The following is a 16,961-nucleotide window of genomic DNA, read 5'->3' on the forward strand; positions in this document are numbered from 1 at the left end:
GCCCGACAGCGCCGGCTCCTTTACATGCATACGGCAACGTATACGCCGCCGATCAGCCACAATGCTAAAAACGGTGCCATGGGGATACCGTCGCGAAGCGAGAGCTTGCGCGTTGCCAAGCCCACTGCCGCAACCACGCCGGCGCTTGCGTAGCACGCTGCCAGCCCCACCGGCGCCGCCGCCCCGGTAGCCAGGGAAAGCGACGCCATGCACCGCACGTCGCCGTGCCCGATCGGGGCCGCCCCGCGCGCACCCCACCAACGGTTCACGGCGAAGCACGCCGCAACCACGACCGCCCCGAACGCGCATCCGGCGCCCATGCTTGCAACGCCCGCCCACGACGCCTGAAACGCCGCCCCCGCAACAGCCAGCGCAATGCAGCATTCGAGCGGCAGCATGCGAGCGCGAAGATCGCACGCAACGGCCGCCAGCATGAAGAACGCGCACACCGCCAGGCATGCTGACGGCACCGCAGGCAAGCCCGTAAGAACGATCGCGACGCCCGATGCAGCTCCAGCCAGCGCAAGCGCCGCCCTTTTGCGCGGGGTTGCCGGAAAGGAGCACCGCTTTTCCTGCTCGCGCTCCGTGCGCGCCGCGCTCGCGGGCGACACCTCCAAGCCTGCTTCCTTCAACGCTTGAACCCGCTCCTGCGCAAGGCATCCCGACCGGGCAGCCCTCAGGGCGTCTTCGAGCCACAAAGCCACGGCCCCCTCCTCGCCCCGCGCCGACACCGACAACGGCCGATCGGGAAAAGCCCGCTTGAACGACCGGTATCCTTCGAAGGACTGCCACCACCAGGTTGTCGCACGGTCGTACGCCCGCTTCAACAGCGCATCCGCCGCCCAGGGAACCGAACGCCACCCCAGCGCTGCGCCGACAAGAGCGGCAAGTACCAGGCCGAGCGCAGCGTGCCCGGTCATGCTTTCTCCATCGTCGGGGACAGCATGCGCGAATCGATCATCGAGGCGCGCACGTGGCTGCCGTGCGAAGGACGGCGCCGAGCACCCTCGTCGCGCGGGGCATCGGGCTGGAACCGAACGATGAACCCGCACGCATCGTTCTTCGGCTCAGACGATACCGCCGCAGCCCCGCCGCCTGACGAACCGCCGGCGCAACCAGCTGCGGCGCCTTCATGCCGGCCAGCCGAGCAGGAAACCGGAGCGAAGCCGGGAAACTCGAAGCGAAGCGTCCAGCTTGCACCCTCGACAACCCCAAGCTCCCTTGCAGCCTCGCAGGCGGCCTCGCCGGCGAATCCGCCCGTCCGAGCGGGCACCGCCCCTTCTTCAGCCGATTCGCCCGCCGCACCCGACGTCGCGACCTCCCCGCCTTTCGGTTGAGCGGCAAGCTCCGAGCCAACCGCACCGTCGCGCACGCCGCCGGACTGCCGCGCAACAGGCGCAGCGGGCCGAGGCAACGACAACCCTCCCTGAAAGGAATCGCTTCCGTACCGGTGCAAGCACCCGTAGCAAACCTCGGCGTCGTCGAACGCCCCCGAACCGCACACTGGACACGTCTTCACGATCTTTCTCCTTTCACTCGTTCCAACCCTATGCGGTCCCCTTCTTCGAACCAGGGCGCAGCGCACGACGAGAACCGCTCGATCACGGCGGCGGCGCCCCGCTCGCGCAGTCTGCGAAAAGGACCGACGTCCCGGCACGACCTCATCACAACCCCTTCCGCATCAACGAACGCAATGTCCAGGCGACGCCGCATACCCACCGTGTGCACGTCGCTGCACGGCAGCAAAAGCAACGCCTTGTCCGTCGGCTTGGCCAACAGCAGGCCTCGAGCCCTGCGCAAGAACCCGGTCGCCACGGCCAACGGCACGACGCTCGCTGAGGCGCAATCCAACGGGGCGCGGCGATCGGCGTCGATGCCCCGACCCTCGCCGCCGACGCTCCCCGAAGCAGCCCCTCCCTCTTCCTCATCTTGCACGCACATCAAGACGCCCCTCCTTCCATCGTGTAATGCACGGTCACGCTCGTCGCATCGCCCACGCGCGTGCAGACGACGAACAGCCAGCGATACGCCCCCGAGCCCTTCACGAACGACCCGCAGTCGATCCGCCCTCCCTCCATTGCGGTCCAGCCCCTTTGCAGCAGCAGGTCCCGAGACGAATCGAACGCGCGCTCCGATTCCTCGGAAACCACGAACCCCACCACCCCGCCGCCCGCGCGAGCGTCCACCCGCACGTCGTCGGCGCCATCGGGCAGGCCGACCTCGTCCTCAAAGCCCTCGGGAAGCCGCTGTAACCCGAAGGATTCGGTCGAGCGAGCAGCCGAATCGAAAGGCTCCCCGATTATTCCCGCTCCCCGCAAAGCCTCGACCGCGGCCTCTTGGAGAGGGCCCGGCCGCGCAAGCTGAAAAGCCAGGTCGAGCAACGAGGCTGCGGATATGATCGCAACCACCGCCAGACCCGCTCGCTTCGCACGGCGCGCCATCGTTTTCCGGAGCGAACCATCCTCCCCGCCAAACGCTCGCTCCCGATCCTTGCCCTTCATCGTGCTCATACGATCACCCCCGGCTTGTAGCAGCTCACCACGAACGACGCCGTATGGTTCAAGGAAGGAAGCACAACCCCGAACACCGACGACTTCAAACCAAGTCCGAACAAGGTGGGCGAAAACTCAAGCGTAGCCGTGAAGCGCGTATGCCCCGCCGCTGCGCCCTCGACCGAAACCTGCGTCGTCTCGAAGGGGCGATCGAACGATGCAGCAAGGTCGGACGCCACCTGCGCTCGGCTTTGCTCGACGCCCTGCCCGTAAGCAGGGGAGGTCGCATGTATCCGAACGGCGTCGCGAAACGCATTGTCGAACGCCGCGCACTCCGAAAAGAACAGGAGCGCGTTCGTCGCCACCACGGCCACAACGATAAGCACCGGAAACGCCACCGCAAGCTCAACGGTCATCTGGCCCGATTCTCGAAGCTTTCGCCTTACTCCCATACCCTCACCCCCGTCACGTGCGCGTACACGGCCCTCACCTCGTCGGCTGCGCGCTCGACCACGTCGATCGCCGCATCTTTCACAACGGGCGGCAAGGTGATCTCGATAGAAACGGACGGGCCTCCCTCGCCCAACAGCTCCACAACGGCTATCTGCACCTTCCCGTCGAACGACGAGATCTCCTCGATCGCCCCTTGTTCCACCGCGCCCACCATCGACGTGAACACGTCGTTTGATTGCGCAGGATGCGCGATCGCCTGCTCTTTCAAAGTCAACAGGCGCGCGGAGAAAGCGCTCCCGTCGGCCCGCGCAACATGCGCCGAGTTCACAAGCACGGGCTTCAAGGCATCGAGGTTTGCAGGTTGAAGCCCCACGGCCGCGATGGCATCCCGAAGGGCCCGCGCCGCCCAGGGACCCAAACCGCTGTTCCCCGCCAAAGGCATGCCGTCGAGAGCCGTCGAAACGGCGTCGTCAAGCGCCTCTTGCCCGCGCGCGTACGATTCGAGCAATGCCGACCAACAATCGAGCACCGCGCTCAAAGCGCCCGTGGCAACGCCCGCGTCCGGCGAGCCGTCCAACACCGACGAGATCACGTTCGCCCCCTCGCCCGACGGATCGGATCCGAGCGTGGCTGCCGAAACGGCCGCGCAAGCCCCCAACGCTTGCGACCCCTGCACAAACGAACTCGCGAACCCGCTCGACGCCGCCTCCCTTCCCGTGTTCGCCGCAAGGACCACCACGCCGAACCTTCCGGGCGGCTCGGCGCTTATGCGCATGTCGCAGGCATGGCCCACCGCTTCGCGAATACGGTCAAGCAGGCCGGAAACGCGGCTTTTGACCTCGCTCGACAAAGGATCGAGCTCCGCGCGTGCCTTCTCGTAGCGCTCCACCGCAACCGCCACCGCCTCGTAGTGGTACTCGAAGCCGTTCTCGATCGAGCTTGATGCGGCGGCAACCTTGCCCATGCTGGAAGCCGAGAATTCGCATTGGGCGCACGTCGGGTACGACCCGGCTTCCATGTGCGCAATGGAGCCGAAGCCGTCCGCTCCGCTGGCGCCCGGGCACCCCGGCCAAGCATGCATCGTCGTCCGCCCCTCGGAATCCGTCGTACATGGGTAGACGGCTTCGGTATACAGGCTGGTAGCCCTCATCTCCGCGGTGTTTTTCGGCAAGCGCGGGAACAGCGCATCGAAAGAATCCTCCGTCTCCCGCACGTACCCGCGCGCAACCTCTTCCGAAGCGAACGCGTAGAACCTCGAGCGAAGCGCCGATCGAGCGCGATCCCCGACGGACGACCCCTCGGGAGCCTCCATCGCAAGGCGCCGCGGGTAGTAGGCCTGGGCCCGCTTGAGGGCAACCGAGAACGACCATGCGTCAACGCTTTTGTACAACGGGTTCTCCAACCCCGACATTCCCGCGAGCGCAGACGCGCGCTCGTACATGCAGGCTTCGGGATTCGCACCGCAATCGCGCTCGAAAGCGGTTCTCTTCGCCTCGTTCGCCTGCTCGGCAGCACGTTCCGCCTCTTCAGCCGCACGCTTCACGTCGGAAGCGTCGCGGTCGACCTCGTCCTGCACGGTCGACGCACCCTCATGCGCTCCAACGGCGATGTCCTTCCCTTCGAAAGGAGCCAGGACCGCCAACGCCACGTAATTCGACGCACCCGCATTGTTCGCCGCAGCCACCGAAGCGGCGCTCGCCCCCGAGAAGAACGGCAAAAGGCGCTGCAAACGATTCAAGCCCGAAGCCGCTTTCTCAGCAAACGAATCGCGCGCATGGGACACGTCGCGGCCCGCCTTGAGCAGCGTTTCGGACGCCGACGCCATCGTCGGCACGCACAGGGCGACCACGCCCAAGCCCGTCGCCACAAGGCTCGTAAGCGAAAGCGAGAGCACCACCGCATCGCACACGCGCACGACCACCATGAACTCGGCCACTTCGTTTTCAGCTGCCAAAGCGGCGGCGTCGGCCACGTTCTGCACCTCCGAAGCCGCAGCGTTCACCCGGCACACCTGCCCAGCCGAGAACACGAGGGACAAGGTGAGCAGCAGCGCCAGGACCATCCCCGCCGAAGTCAGCCCCGTTTCGTCGCGAAACGGATCGCGCCACCTCATTGCAACCACGCCCCTATCCAATCCTTCGGGTTTCGGCCCGCCTCCATGCGGCTCGCCCAATCAGGCTGCACGGGCTGCCGGCAGCTCACCCGCACTTCAAGATTCCCCCGTTCGTTCACGAGGCCCAGCAAAGCCGCTCCGGCATCCAGCAGCGGTAACGGCCGCAGCTCGTTGGAGATGGTCGCGCTCACCGCGTCGGATTGCTCGTCGCCCTCGAGGACAATGCCCCAGCTGCAACCTCCTTCGTGAACGTGAAAGCACGAGATCGAAGGCACGGCTCCCAAGCGATGCCTCACGAACGCTTCGCAGCTTTCGTCCATCGGGCCTGCGGCATCGGTCTTGGTTGCCAGAAGACGGCACGCCTCGGAAGCGGCCGCGTGCATGACCATGCGGTCGTACAGCACGATCGCCGGCTGTATCAGCAGCAGAAGCCCGACCAGCAGAACCGGTATCAAAGCAGCCGCCTCCACCGTCGCCTGCCCAACAGGCTCGCGTGCGCGCAGCGCCGTCGCCGTATCTCTTGCCATTCCCGATGCCACCTCCTTCGCGCCTTCCGGCCTTCAGTACAAGAACACGTCCGCGATACCGCCCGCCAGCACCCCTTGAACATGATGGGAAGCCGAAGCCAAGGCGTGATCCACGAACAAGCCGCTCTTCAATGAGCGCCACAACGCCCCCAACGCCACAAGGACCGAGATGAACGCCGCCGCAACAATGGCGAACTCCACCGTGCTCTGACCTGCACATTTCCAGGGAATCCGCCCATCAAGCCAAGCTACAGCCCGTTGATGCCCTCCGCGATGGCGTTCCAAAGCTCTTGGAGCTTGGGCCTGAACACCGTGATAGCGATAATCGCAATGACCACCAGCACGCCGACCAAAATCGCATATTCCGTGGTTCCCTGCCCCTCCTCCCGACGTCGCAAACGGCCCGCTTGACACGTCGCCTTCGCCAACAACCTGCGGTATTCGTCCATGAGCGTTCCTCCTTGCTCCGGGGGCCATTTCAAAACCCCTCCATCAGTTCAAGCAGCACGGGGCCCAAAACCAGCAGCAGCATAGCTGGCAGGATGAGCGTCCCCGTAGGCACCATCATCTTCACGGGCGCTTTCGCCACGCTTTCCTCCACGTAAGCGCGATGCTCCGCGCGCGCTTCCACCGAAGCCGCCTCCAGGATCTCCGCAAGGGACGTCCCGAAGCGCAGCGACCTGACCACGTTCTCCACCACCCGCCCAAGCGCGGGTGCATCGTACGAGGCAGCCAAGCTGCGAAGCGCGTCCTCCCTGGTGGAAAGCCCCGATGTCCAAGCTCTCTGCGCTGCGGCGCACTCCTGAGCGAAGGGCGTGTTGAAATGGGTTCCGTACAGCTGAAAGCTCCTGTCGAACGAAAGCCCGCTTCTCAATCCCAAAGACACCACTTCGAGCATTTCCGACAGGCTTCTGCCAAGCGCCTCGACGCGCTGTCGCTCGGCCCTGCGAACCGCCCGCGCGGGCAACGTCGCCCCCGCCGTTGCCCCAGCCAGCGCCCCGATCGCCGCCAGCTCCACCGAGAACAGCAATCCTGCCGCCACGCCAACCAGCATGCCCGCACCTGCAAGGCGCACGGACGCCTCGACGAACCCCTGCGCGGAAACGCCGTCCTTCAAACCCGCCTTCCTCGCATGCTCGGACAACCAGGCTTGCGCACCGGCCGAACGCATGCCGCCCGAAAGCGGCCTGGTGGCGCCCAAGGCAAGCAGCCGGGTCAATCGCTGCAGATAGCCAACGACCCCGCGCCCCGCGCGCATTGGCTCCGTCTCCAGCGAGGCGCGCGCACGCCTGCGCCGACACGCTGCAGCCCGCGCATCGGCCCACGTCGCGGCAAAGCACCACCCGCCGATTCCGGCCGTCAAAGCAGCACCGGCGGCTAACGCAAACGAAAGCTCCGCGAGCAACATCAGTCCACCTCCACAGCCAGCATGCGCCGCACGGCGAGCACGCCCGCCGCCTGCATCCCAAGCGCAAGCGCCAAAAGAGCCACACCCAGAGGGCTTTCGAAAAACGGTTCGAGAAACCCCTCGCTGACAAGCGAGAAAACCGCTATCAGGGCAAAAGGCATGACGCTTACCACGCGGGCCGACAGCTTGGCCTGCGCCGTTTGAACGCGCAACGACCTTTTCAAATCCAGCTCGCCTTCCACCATGTCCCGCGCAGCATCGAGCACCTGCCGCATGCTGCCGCCCGCCTGGTGCTGCACATCCAACGCAACCGCGACGAACGCCAGCTCGGGCACCGACGCTCCGCTTCGCAGCGTTTCAAGCGCTTCATGTGCCCCGCGCCCCGCCTCCATACGACCGGCCGCACGTTCGAACAGCTCTTTCAAAGGACCCTTCGACTCGTTGGCCACCTGCTGAAACGTCTGTATAAGAGACAGTCCCGACTGAAAGCACGTGCCCATCGACCGCAAAGCGTCGGGAACGGATTCCCGCAAAGCCTCGCGCCTTTTGTCCCGCACAGCCCTCAACCGAGCAGCAATAACTGCGCACGAACACGCCGAAACCGCCGCGCCGCACACCCAAGAAGACGTCGCCAAGCTCAAAGCCGCCGCAAACGCGCCCGCCCATACCACGAACACGGAAAGCAAGGATTCCTCGGAAGCCGAAAAACCACGAGCCCGAGCAACCCAAACCGCCTCCTTAGCCAAATCCTCCAAGCCGGGACGTCGTAACAGCCACCGGGAAGCAGGACGCGCCCACCGAACCCCGTTTCTCAACCGCCACGCCAAACGACCCGTTCTTCCCCGAGGCACAACCGAAGCGGATCCGAAGGCTGGAGCAAGCGGGCGGGCGCCGGCCGCGAGCACCGTGGAAAGCCCGAACCCGAATGCCGCAAGCGCCCCTACGCCGCCAAGCACGCCATAGACCTCCACCGCTCAACCTCCTTCCAATCGGCAACGCCCATGCGCGGCAGCTGCTCAAGCCACCGAGGAGGAGCCGACCACACGCCCGCGTCTGACGAGGCTTCGCGCTTGAACAACGTATGCACCTCGCAACGACGCCGTTCCTGGTCGAACTCAAGTTCAGCCACCTCTGAAACGAATCGACGCCCATCCAAGGAGCGCGTCGTCTGCACAACGACGTCGAAGGCGCTTGCCACGTTCGACTCGATCACGTCAACCGGAAGATCCACCGCGTAGCGAACCATCGTGGTCAGCCGCGACACGACGTCGGCCGGGGAATTCGCATGCAGGGTGGTTAGCGACCCGGAATGACCCGTGTTCATGGCCTGCAGCATGTCGATCGCTTCCGCCCCGCGGCATTCGCCCACCACAATCCGGTCGGGCCTCATTCGCAGCGCGTTGATGACCAGTTCGCGAATGGACACCTCGCCCGTGCCCTCCGCAGAACGGGGACGAGCTTCCAAGCGAACCACGTGCGGATGCTCGAGGAACCGAAGCTCCGCAGAATCCTCGATGGTTATGATGCGCTCGCTTTGCGGAAGCGCGCACGAAAGCGCGTTGAGCAACGTGGTCTTGCCGCTGCCGGTGCCCCCAGACACGGCGATGCTCTTGCGCGCGCAAACGGCCCACACCAAGCATTGCCGCATAACCTGATCGAAAGACCCTTGCGCAACCATGTCCTCAAGCTTCATGACGCGCTTGGTGAACTTGCGCACGGTCATAACGGGTCCGTCAAGCGCAAGCGGAGGTATCACCACATGCACGCGATGCCCCTCGGGCAAGCGCGCGTTCACCAGCGGCGACGCTTCGTCGACGCGCCGCCCGAGCGGACCCAAGATGCGATCGATCAACGCCCGCAGCTGATCGACGCTCGCAAAGCGCTGATCGCTGCGGTGCAGCTTGCCGTCGCGCTCGAAATACACGCTGTCGGGCCCGTTCACCATGATCTCAGTGACCTTGTCGTCAGCAAGCAGCGGCTGAAGCGGACCGAACCCGAACACCTCGTCAACCAGTTGCTCGACCAAGGTGCGGCGACGATCCTCGGAAAGCGATGCCCACGACGAGTCCTCGAACGATTGACGGCAAGCGCACTTCAACTCGTTGCGAGCTCGGCCGGGATTTTCAGCCATCATCGAAGCGATGTCGTCTATCGAAACGTACCGCTGGATCTGGCTTCTCAAATCTTCCAGGCCAAACGGACGAACGCGGTCCTTTCGAGCGCATCCTCCATCTACGGCAAGCACGCGCCCTCTCAAAGACATGACGGCCCTCGCTTTCCTCCCCGCGAGCGCCTTCCCTTCAGTAGCCGCAGCCCCGAACCGCGCGTGCCGAACAAGCTCTCGCCCGCAGCGGCGCTTGCATTGGGAAGCACTTCGAGCAGCAGCCGCTCAAGGCTCGTGCACAGATCATTCTTCGATTCAAGCAGGTCAAGGGGCATACCCGCGCCCAGCAGCTCCTCGACGTCCCGCCCGCCGTTTTTCACCTCCGCAACATGAGCGCCCTGCAGCGCGCACGACACGTCGATGGACGTGAGCGGAGCGTTCTTGGCGCAACGATTCAGCGCGAAGAGAAACGGGCTGGTGGCGATGCCGCACCGTACGCACAAATCAAGCGCATGCTGGCAGGCGCGCAGCGAAGATGGCCTCTGATCGACAAGGAAGAGCGCCTTCGAGCTTCGCTCGAGCAGTACGGCATGCTGCTCGGCCCAAGCGGCGCCGGTGTTGCAGACGATCACATCGAACCGCTTCATAAGCTCGTCGAGAAGCTGGGGCGCTGCTTGCACCACGGCCTCCGCATCCTCAAGACGCTCGGGAGCAGCCAGCAAGGCGGGCATGCGGCCCTCCGGGCGCAAGCCGGAAAGACGGGCGGGAGCGGACAGAACATCTTCTATGCGCAACGGGCTTCGAACGCCCAGCAAGGCGGGCACGTCGCCGAACTGCAAATCGAAGTCGAGCAGCAGCGTATCGAATCCAAGCCCTTGCGACAGCAAGGCGGCGATCGTTGAAATACTGCTTTTGCCCGCCCCTCCGCTTCCGCTTACCACCGGCATGAGAAACGCCGAACCTGAACGCGCAGCAGCGGCAGGCGCGGCCGAGGCGCCGGGAAACGACCGGGTTCGGCTCGCCGCGAAATCCTGGAGAGCGCACGCGGGAGCCGACGCCGCAGCTGAGGTTGCGGACGCAGTTGCGGCCGAAGCTGCGGAAAAAGCCTGGTCCCCCGCTCGAGCAGGCCCCTCGACCTGCGAGCCTACTGCAGAAACGGCCTCCGCCGCCGCGCGGCGCTTGCGCTGCGCGTAACGGCCCAAGAATGCCTGCCGCGTCAAGAACGCATCGATCCCCGTTGCGCTTACGCGGCTCTTGAGCGACCCCGACTCCTGGAAGGCCAGCATGCACACAACCCTATCCGGCCGATCGCTTTTCAGCGTAGCCGCCAAGTTGACGGGCGCCACATCCTCGCTTGAAACCACCCACACCTCATCGACCAGGCGATCTTCGCGCAAGAACGCGCGCGCCTCTTCAGCCGAGGAGAACAGGCGCAGCCATGCCTGAGACAGCAGGTTCTCCCCCGTAAGCCCCATGGTTTCCGGATGCTGCAAGCAAGCGGCATCTGCGCAAAGCGCCACCGACGGCATCGTCATTTCCCTTCGCCCCCTTTTCCTTCGTTCGAACCGGAATCGCCGACAGACGTCGTTACCCCCTCCGCCGGCAACGCGAAGTACAGTTCCGTTTTCTGCGAAGCGGCAACCAGCTCCTGCACCGACTCCGGCTCGACAGCCACCGTTATCCACGACATCTTGGCCTCCGACGAACCGTTTGCAGCGCTTGCGCTCGTAGCCAGCACAAGCACGTCTTTGGCGATCGCTTCGGTCGAAGCCCCTCCCGTTGCGTACATGTCGACGCGCGACCCGGACGCGACAGCGCCACCGACAGCCTGCACGTCCTTCGCCGGCACGCTGACCGCGGTCAAGCCTTCGGGGACTTCCAACTGCGCGCCCGAATCGCGAAAACGACGCTCCGAAAGAACCTCGCCGGCAAGAATGGTCGAAGACGCCTTGCGACCAACCGCCTTTTCGGCGTCTTGAATGGATTCGCTGGGAAGAAGGTCCGCAACCCATAAGCGAGTTTCGATCAGTCCGGCGTCAACAACCTCGCCCGCCGCGATATCGCGCTTCGCCACGCATACTTCCAGCTGCTCCCCTCCGTAGCGCGCCAACGCTTCGGAGCGGGCGGCGTCCGCCTCGCCGCGCACGCCTTGCGTATAGGCAAGCACGCACGCCGCGCATGCCAAACCGCACGCCACGCCTACCGCCATCGTCTTGCCCCGCTTCATGAGACCCCCTTGCCATCCGGTTCCTTGCTACCAGTATGACCAGCTCATCTAGCAGATACATGACGCAGTTCTCCTTGAAAAACCGTCCAGATCTACAGCACTTCCAGCACTATGGACAACTGTTTCAAGCGGGATTGCCACGGCATTCCAGCAGGGTTGCCCCTCGAATCAAGCGCAGATCTAGCACAGATCTAGCGCAAAACCAACGTCGCAGGTCAACGCGACGCCGAAACAGGCACGGTCGATCCATGCAAGACGAATCCGCGCGCCGCTTCGACAGGTTGAAATCAGCGGGACGCGAACCGACGTCGCGCGCCGCGCTGTTTCCACCTGCCTTGCTCGCGCAGGACGACGGCCCGAACCAGAGCAGGAACGGCTTCACATCGAATTCTTGTGCAGAGAGGTGCCGATCGGGCAAAACATGCACGAAACGATTTGCGCAATGGCAACTTCTATGGGAGAATGGGAACCCGCCGAAAGGCGGAACGTTTTTCGGGCGATTGGCGCAGCGGGAGCGCAGGTCCCTTACAAGGACAAGGCCGGGGGTTCAAATCCCTCATCGCCCACCATGAATTTTAAAGGCCAGACAATCGTCTGGCCTTTTTGCTTGCGCTTCTCAACCCCAAGCCAAAGGGCCCGAACTCGCCAAACGCGAATCCGAGCCCAAACGCCAGCAAGCGTCTGGCGCCTGCACAGCGAAGCTCGGCTTACGATTCGCCGTGCCGCCGCCTGAAGAAAGCGCACGTCGCAACCGCCCCGGACAGCGCCACAAGCGCGGCAGCATCCGCGTACGCAAAGCCGTCGCCTGTCTTCGGAATTGCCTTGGCCTGCGGGTTTTGGGGCAGGGGGCGCGGAGTCTCGCCGCTTGGAGCATCGGGCTTGGGCGTGGGCTTCGGATCGGGACCAGGCTCCGGATCGGGATCAGGGCCGGGCTCCGGCTCCGGTCCGGGCTCAGGATCGTCCGGCTCGCCCGGAACCACCGGAAGCGCCCTGTTCGTCACCACGATCGAAGGATCCGCATCCGTGCCGTACGCATAGTCCACCTCGAACAAAGCGGCAACCGACGGATCCACGAACGCTTCGCTCACCGTATACGAAAACGGGCGCCCCTGCATATCGGCCTTGGGAAGATTCCTCCACGCCGTTTGCCAGGGAGCAAGCTCGAACTCGTCCTCCATCCCGTCGAGCACAACGGGCGCGCCGTAAGGCTCGCCGTTTCTCAACAGCTGAAACGCAACAGCCGGAAAGTCGTCCGACACGCCCTCCCATACCTTGCGCGCGGGAACATCGATCGTCGACGGCACCACAACAACCACGTTGCTATGCGCGCCGTACCCGTTTATCGTGAACGTCCCCTCGTTTTCGATCGGGTGCCGAGCCTCCTCTTTCAAAACGGCGGAAACCTTCAGCACAACCTCATGAGACGAAGCGGCTTCCGGATAGTTCACGACAAGCTGCGCGAGCTTTTCGCGCGTCAGCGCCGCAGAGACGAACGTCCCCTTGTCACCGCGGTCCTCCTGAACGATAGCGCACTCCTCAGGCGCAAGAAGATCCCCGTCCAGAAAGCACTCCACGCGCTCAACCTGCAGCATAGGATCAACCAAATCGCTCAACACAACCGAATCGTAGGCAATGCGCAGATCAGCAGCCGGCAGGAAGCTGAACGTATACCCCACCGCCGACCCCAACGTCGAGGAAACCTCGAATACAAGCTCATCGCCAGGTTCGGATTCGATACGATCGACACCGTTCACCGTCTTGGAAACAGAGGGGAGCCGATCAAAATACAGCTTGAACGGGGTTTTGCCCCCAAGATGGTTCACGCCGGGAAAGGACGGAGTCGGAGCCGCAGCGTTTCCGCTTTTCCCGTCAACCAGAACCCACCCCTGCGACGTGACCGTGATCAGGTATTCGTCCGATCCCGCCTTGTACTGATGCCGCACGGGAAACATGCCGTCAGGCATGCCCGTCACCTTGAACGTGTACGTGCCGTTCCATGCCAGGCCCTTGAACACCAGGTACCCGTTGTCCGACGACGACGCCACCGCCACCACTGCCCCGGCGTCATCGTACAGCGTGCCCTCCACGCCCAAAGCCATGTTCCCCGGGTCAACCAAAGCAGGTTGGGCTCCCTGCGCCATGACGCAGGCAAAGTACAAGGTCGAGGTCTGCGTCTCTTCGTCGTTCCATTCGTCAGCTTGCGCGGAAACAGCACCGAAGATCGCCGTCCACGCAAAGGACGCGACCACAGCCGCCGCAAGCATGCAGAAAACCTTCTTCAACGCCATCGTTGCCGACTCCTTCGATTCAACCGGCCGCTTATTCGGCCGAGCAACATCGCACATTCCGAATTCGCAAGACGCGCAGCAAGCGCGAAGGGAGCGTGCGAGATCCGAAGCAGCGCAGCCCTCGCATGCGGCAAGCACAGCGTTTTCTGCAACGTCCTGCGCGATGTTGAGGCGCATCCTAGCAAAAATAGCGCAAATCAACAATTAAGAAACCAAAGCATTACCCCAGGCAGACCGCATAAAATAGCCGAAAGTAAGGCAAGGCGAACACGCATTGAAGGCAAAAAAAAGGGGGGGGTTCGGACGAAGTCGACCGCTAGCGGGCCTTGGCAGGCTTTCTGTCGTAAGCGAAGACCACGCCCGCCACGACAACGGTCATAACGGCTAGGAAAGCCAGGATATCCGAAAAGGAGCACATGCCCACCAGCACGCCCATGACGATGCTCAGCGCAGACGTGCCCGCATACGCGGTCAAATTGATGGACGAGATAATGGCCGACGTCTCGGAAACATCCACCGCCAGCAGCAACATGCGCAACGTTGTGGACACGCATATCCCCATGGACAGGCTAAACGCCACCGCCGCCAGCAGAAACGCCGCCTGGAATCCAGCCGCCAGAAGAAGCGCCAGCAAAACAGTGGAGACGGCGAACAGCAGCACACCCGCTTTCAAGGCGGTCATAGGGGCCAACCGCGCCGTCAGCGGGCCGCCCAACGCGCTCGGAGCCATAGCGCATGCCAACACAAGGGAGGCGGTCAGGGTCGAATCGGCGGCAAAGCACTCCACGGAGAGCGGAGCGGAAAACGACTGGAAGAAGGTCCCTACGCTCCAAGTGGCAATGTAGACGCACCCGGAAATCAAGAACAGCATCCGAGCCGAGCGGGGAACCAGCACGTGCACTTTCGTTGCCGCCCGCCACGAAACCCGCTTCTCGAGCGGCTCGGGAACCAGCGGCAAAAGCAAAGCGATCAACGCCAAAACGGCGATCATTGCCCCGTACACAATATCGGTGCTGGTCGTGGCGCCATAGAGAAACCCCACGCCAAGCGAACCCAGCATGATGCCCACCATCGATCCGCAACTGGCCATAGCCGAACCCCAGCCCATCCGGTAATCGGAAATGCAATCGACGATAAGCGCGGAAACGGCGCTCATAGCCAAACCGCCGGCAACTCCTTGCACGAACCGCGCGGTCAAAATAGCGCCGGCATCGGCGGCGAACAGGAACAACGTGCAGCCAGCCACCGCCAACAGCAGTGCAACGAATGTCGTAGCTTTGCGGCCAAGCGCGTCAGACAAACGACCCGCCAGCAAAAGCGTCAAAATGACGCCGCCCAAATAAGCGAGCATCGTGAACGAGATCTCGGTATTCGTCAAGCCAATGGTCGTCTGGTACGTCGCGTACAGGGGAATGGGAACAGCCGTGGAGGCGAATACCGCGAAGAACGCCGCCGTGGCAACGAAGAACCCGCGAAACGCTTGGCCTTTCGATAGCGACCGCCTTTTCATGCGCCCTCCCCCGTTGCTAAAACCCGAAAACATCCCCTTGAAATCACGTGACCCCGCGCCATTATAGAAGCGTGTTGCGCCTGATAGCAAGCATAATTTGCAATCCAAGAAAAAGAGATGTCAACAGGATCGAAAAACAAGGCTCACCGCCAAGCCAAAGTCGACGGAAAGTCGCAAACCGGCTCGCCATCGGCACCCGAACCGAAGGGCGCATGGAACAGAAAGGCCCGGCTCGCTACCCCTTCTTCCCCTTCGGAGCCCAATCGCGCAAACCGGGAACCGCGCCTCCGGCTACGGCCCATAAATACAAGCTGGCCACGCTTCCGTACGGAGAATACCGACGCCGATACCTCGCGAACAGCTGAGGCGTGATGCGGCGATGGTGGTGCACCATGCGCAGACCGCGCTGAATGGCCAGATCGCCGTAGCTCATGATGTCGGGGCGCTGCATGGAAAACAGCATGAGCATCTCCGCCGTCCACACGCCGATGCCGGGAAGCTCCGAAAGCCGCCGGCACACCTCGTCGTCAGGCAGGCCGTGCAGCTCTTCCAGATCGATCTCGCCAGCCAGCACGCGCTCGGCGGCGCTCTTGATGTAGCCGGCCTTGCGATACGTGATCCCTACCGACTGCAACTCGTCTTCCGAGCGCAAGGCAATGATCTCCGGAGACACCGTACCAAAGGCATCTAACATGCGGTTCCAAACGGTTTCCTGCGCCTTGGTCGATATCTGCTGCCCCACGATGCTGTTCACAAGAGCGGCGAACAAGTCCGGGTGAACCTCGCGCTCGATATGCCCGACCGCCGCGATGACCTCGGCCATCCGCGGGTCGCGCGCGGCTAGGTACGCCGTTTCTTCTTCCCCGTATTGAAACACCGGCATGGCCGTCCCTTCGTCGTTGTTCCAACCAGTATAGCAACCCTGCGCAACGCGAAAGACCCGGCCGAGGGAGGAGGCCGGGTCTTCGACTATCTTGTGGGCGACGGGGAGGGAGGGTTGCCGTCCACAAGCGGATATGCTTGGTTGCTTCCCCGCCGGCTACTCGCGCAGCTCGTGGCAGGTGCCGCACTCGAACGTGCCGCGATGGTGACACTGAGCGCAATACTTCATTGCGTCCTTTTCGAGCGCCTTCGAATGGTTGTTGTGGCAGCTCGTGCACGTCGGCGGATTCGCGTCATGCTTCTGACCAGCGGGAATATCGTGAGGATTCACGGTGGTACCCTTATCGTCGGTCAATGCCTTGGAATCGGCGGTCTTAGCCGCAACATCGGCCATCGTGCCGTGGCACGACTCGCACGTAGCGGGGTCGACCGTAACGACGGTCGCCTTCGTGGACGTCTTGTCGCCGAACTTCACGTCGGCATGCTCGGTCTTCAGAACGTCCTGCTCGGTATGGCACTGAACGCAGGTCACGTTCTGAGCCCCGTGCGCCGCGCCCTGCGGGCAAGCGGCATCGGTAGCGGACTCGGCCTCAGCCGTATGGCACATAGAGCAGTCGGACTCCATGGTCCAGTTGACGGGCTGTCCGTCCATAGCCGTCGCGCCGGAGTCCTTGTCCTCGGATTGCGCGGGGGCCTGCGAAGCCTCCTGCGGCGCGCAGCCGGCCAGCGACCACATAGCGGCCGCCAGCGCGAGGACGACGCCGAGGACGGCGAGCACGACAAGACGCTTGTCGGCGGTGTGTGCTTGCACGGTCATGCGTTACTCCTATCTCGTCTTGAAAGCTCCTCGAAGGGAGCGGTCGTTCATCCAGCCCCGCCGCGCAAAGCGGCAGGGCCGAACCAAGAACCGGCGGGCGCATCCGGGGAGGACGGCGCCCGCGCGATTGCTACAGGAAT

Annotated in this window: 18 protein-coding genes and 1 tRNA gene; 1 reads left to right on the top strand and 18 read right to left on the bottom strand. The window is 63.6% G+C overall.

Annotation, left to right across the window (positions count from 1 at the left end; genetic code table 11):
• Positions 1 to 20: 20 nt before the first annotated feature.
• From LQE90_RS06105 to cpaB, 14 genes are read right to left on the bottom strand one after another with little or no spacing between them, the layout of a single operon-like run.
• Entirely contained in the window at positions 21 to 920 is a 900-nt protein-coding gene (locus LQE90_RS06105) for a prepilin peptidase (RefSeq protein ID WP_216528764.1), read from the bottom strand.
• Positions 917 to 1,519, bottom strand: a complete 603-nt coding sequence (locus LQE90_RS06110; protein WP_216528763.1) for a hypothetical protein — start codon at positions 1,517 to 1,519, stop codon at positions 917 to 919. The genes LQE90_RS06105 and LQE90_RS06110 overlap by 4 nt, the downstream gene beginning before the upstream one ends.
• A complete protein-coding gene (locus LQE90_RS06115; RefSeq protein ID WP_216528762.1) occupies positions 1,516 to 1,941 on the bottom strand; it encodes a DUF192 domain-containing protein in 426 nt (141 codons plus the stop codon). Before LQE90_RS06115 ends, LQE90_RS06110 begins: the two co-directional genes overlap by 4 nt.
• Entirely contained in the window at positions 1,941 to 2,510 is a 570-nt protein-coding gene (locus LQE90_RS06120) for a hypothetical protein (RefSeq protein WP_216528761.1), read from the bottom strand. Before LQE90_RS06120 ends, LQE90_RS06115 begins: the two co-directional genes overlap by 1 nt.
• The gene (locus LQE90_RS06125) at positions 2,507 to 2,944 is read right to left on the bottom strand and encodes a hypothetical protein (RefSeq protein ID WP_225749856.1); all 438 of its coding nucleotides are present in this window, start codon (positions 2,942 to 2,944) and stop codon (positions 2,507 to 2,509) included. Before LQE90_RS06125 ends, LQE90_RS06120 begins: the two co-directional genes overlap by 4 nt.
• Positions 2,935 to 5,058 carry a molybdenum cofactor biosynthesis enzyme gene (locus LQE90_RS06130; protein WP_216528857.1) on the bottom strand — a complete coding sequence of 708 codons (2,124 nt, stop codon included), beginning with the start codon at positions 5,056 to 5,058 and terminating at the stop codon, positions 2,935 to 2,937. The genes LQE90_RS06125 and LQE90_RS06130 overlap by 10 nt, the downstream gene beginning before the upstream one ends.
• Positions 5,055 to 5,585 carry a TadE/TadG family type IV pilus assembly protein gene (locus LQE90_RS06135; RefSeq protein WP_216528760.1) on the bottom strand — a complete coding sequence of 177 codons (531 nt, stop codon included), beginning with the start codon at positions 5,583 to 5,585 and terminating at the stop codon, positions 5,055 to 5,057. The genes LQE90_RS06130 and LQE90_RS06135 overlap by 4 nt, the downstream gene beginning before the upstream one ends.
• Positions 5,586 to 5,618: 33 nt before the next feature.
• Positions 5,619 to 5,786, bottom strand: a complete 168-nt coding sequence (locus tag LQE90_RS06140; RefSeq protein ID WP_225749854.1) for a hypothetical protein — start codon at positions 5,784 to 5,786, stop codon at positions 5,619 to 5,621.
• Positions 5,787 to 5,833: 47 nt separating this feature from the next.
• Positions 5,834 to 6,034, bottom strand: coding sequence for a Flp family type IVb pilin (locus LQE90_RS06145; protein WP_114566229.1), 201 nt, complete (start codon positions 6,032 to 6,034; stop codon positions 5,834 to 5,836).
• 29 nt (positions 6,035 to 6,063) lie between these two features.
• Positions 6,064 to 6,993, bottom strand: a complete 930-nt coding sequence (locus LQE90_RS06150) for a type II secretion system F family protein (protein WP_216528759.1) — start codon at positions 6,991 to 6,993, stop codon at positions 6,064 to 6,066.
• Entirely contained in the window at positions 6,993 to 7,964 is a 972-nt protein-coding gene (locus LQE90_RS12510) for a type II secretion system F family protein (RefSeq protein ID WP_216528758.1), read from the bottom strand. Before LQE90_RS12510 ends, LQE90_RS06150 begins: the two co-directional genes overlap by 1 nt.
• A complete protein-coding gene (locus LQE90_RS06160; RefSeq protein ID WP_216528757.1) occupies positions 7,934 to 9,256 on the bottom strand; it encodes a TadA family conjugal transfer-associated ATPase in 1,323 nt (440 codons plus the stop codon). The genes LQE90_RS12510 and LQE90_RS06160 overlap by 31 nt, the downstream gene beginning before the upstream one ends.
• Complete coding sequence (locus tag LQE90_RS06165) at positions 9,247 to 10,632, bottom strand: CpaE/TadZ family protein (RefSeq protein ID WP_216528756.1); 1,386 nt, start codon at positions 10,630 to 10,632, stop codon at positions 9,247 to 9,249. Before LQE90_RS06165 ends, LQE90_RS06160 begins: the two co-directional genes overlap by 10 nt.
• On the bottom strand, positions 10,629 to 11,324 hold the full coding sequence (gene cpaB, locus LQE90_RS06170; protein ID WP_114566224.1) for a Flp pilus assembly protein CpaB: 696 nt from the start codon (positions 11,322 to 11,324) through the stop codon (positions 10,629 to 10,631). The genes LQE90_RS06165 and cpaB overlap by 4 nt, the downstream gene beginning before the upstream one ends.
• Before the next feature lie 494 nt (positions 11,325 to 11,818).
• Between cpaB and LQE90_RS06175 the strand changes: the two genes are divergently transcribed.
• Positions 11,819 to 11,893 (top strand) — tRNA-Val (locus tag LQE90_RS06175).
• Positions 11,894 to 12,031: 138 nt separating this feature from the next.
• Here the strand turns inward: LQE90_RS06175 and LQE90_RS06180 are convergent.
• The 4 genes from LQE90_RS06180 to LQE90_RS06195 form a co-directional block, all read right to left on the bottom strand.
• Complete coding sequence (locus LQE90_RS06180) at positions 12,032 to 13,612, bottom strand: Cna B-type domain-containing protein (RefSeq protein WP_216528755.1); 1,581 nt, start codon at positions 13,610 to 13,612, stop codon at positions 12,032 to 12,034.
• Between the two features lie 316 nt (positions 13,613 to 13,928).
• A complete protein-coding gene (locus LQE90_RS06185; protein WP_216528754.1) occupies positions 13,929 to 15,122 on the bottom strand; it encodes an MFS transporter in 1,194 nt (397 codons plus the stop codon).
• A 235-nt stretch (positions 15,123 to 15,357) separates the two neighbouring features.
• Positions 15,358 to 16,005 carry a DNA-3-methyladenine glycosylase family protein gene (locus LQE90_RS06190; protein ID WP_114566218.1) on the bottom strand — a complete coding sequence of 216 codons (648 nt, stop codon included), beginning with the start codon at positions 16,003 to 16,005 and terminating at the stop codon, positions 15,358 to 15,360.
• Between the two features lie 156 nt (positions 16,006 to 16,161).
• Complete coding sequence (locus LQE90_RS06195; RefSeq protein ID WP_114566217.1) at positions 16,162 to 16,821, bottom strand: cytochrome c3 family protein; 660 nt, start codon at positions 16,819 to 16,821, stop codon at positions 16,162 to 16,164.
• Positions 16,822 to 16,961: the final 140 nt, after the last annotated feature.

The organism is Paraeggerthella hominis (assembly GCF_021044775.1).
Lineage (GTDB): Bacteria > Actinomycetota > Coriobacteriia > Coriobacteriales > Eggerthellaceae > Paraeggerthella > Paraeggerthella hominis.

Bases quoted from the DNA above. Each gene is read 5' to 3' on its own strand.
- LQE90_RS06105 (WP_216528764.1), bottom strand. From the start codon at position 920: ATGACCGGGCACGCTGCGCTCGGCCTGGTACTTGCCGCTCTTGTCGGC.
- LQE90_RS06115 (WP_216528762.1), bottom strand. From the start codon at position 1,941: ATGTGCGTGCAAGATGAGGAAGAGGGAGGGGCTGCTTCGGGGAGCGTC.
- LQE90_RS06120 (WP_216528761.1), bottom strand. From the start codon at position 2,510: ATGAGCACGATGAAGGGCAAGGATCGGGAGCGAGCGTTTGGCGGGGAG.
- LQE90_RS06125 (WP_225749856.1), bottom strand. From the start codon at position 2,944: ATGGGAGTAAGGCGAAAGCTTCGAGAATCGGGCCAGATGACCGTTGAG.
- LQE90_RS06130 (WP_216528857.1), bottom strand. From the start codon at position 5,058: ATGAGGTGGCGCGATCCGTTTCGCGACGAAACGGGGCTGACTTCGGCG.
- LQE90_RS06135 (WP_216528760.1), bottom strand. From the start codon at position 5,585: ATGGCAAGAGATACGGCGACGGCGCTGCGCGCACGCGAGCCTGTTGGG.
- LQE90_RS06145 (WP_114566229.1), bottom strand. From the start codon at position 6,034: ATGGACGAATACCGCAGGTTGTTGGCGAAGGCGACGTGTCAAGCGGGC.
- LQE90_RS06150 (WP_216528759.1), bottom strand. From the start codon at position 6,993: ATGTTGCTCGCGGAGCTTTCGTTTGCGTTAGCCGCCGGTGCTGCTTTG.
- LQE90_RS06160 (WP_216528757.1), bottom strand. From the start codon at position 9,256: ATGTCTTTGAGAGGGCGCGTGCTTGCCGTAGATGGAGGATGCGCTCGA.
- LQE90_RS06165 (WP_216528756.1), bottom strand. From the start codon at position 10,632: ATGACGATGCCGTCGGTGGCGCTTTGCGCAGATGCCGCTTGCTTGCAG.
- cpaB (WP_114566224.1), bottom strand. From the start codon at position 11,324: ATGAAGCGGGGCAAGACGATGGCGGTAGGCGTGGCGTGCGGTTTGGCA.
- LQE90_RS06180 (WP_216528755.1), bottom strand. From the start codon at position 13,612: ATGGCGTTGAAGAAGGTTTTCTGCATGCTTGCGGCGGCTGTGGTCGCG.
- LQE90_RS06185 (WP_216528754.1), bottom strand. From the start codon at position 15,122: ATGAAAAGGCGGTCGCTATCGAAAGGCCAAGCGTTTCGCGGGTTCTTC.
- LQE90_RS06190 (WP_114566218.1), bottom strand. From the start codon at position 16,005: ATGCCGGTGTTTCAATACGGGGAAGAAGAAACGGCGTACCTAGCCGCG.
- LQE90_RS06195 (WP_114566217.1), bottom strand. From the start codon at position 16,821: ATGACCGTGCAAGCACACACCGCCGACAAGCGTCTTGTCGTGCTCGCC.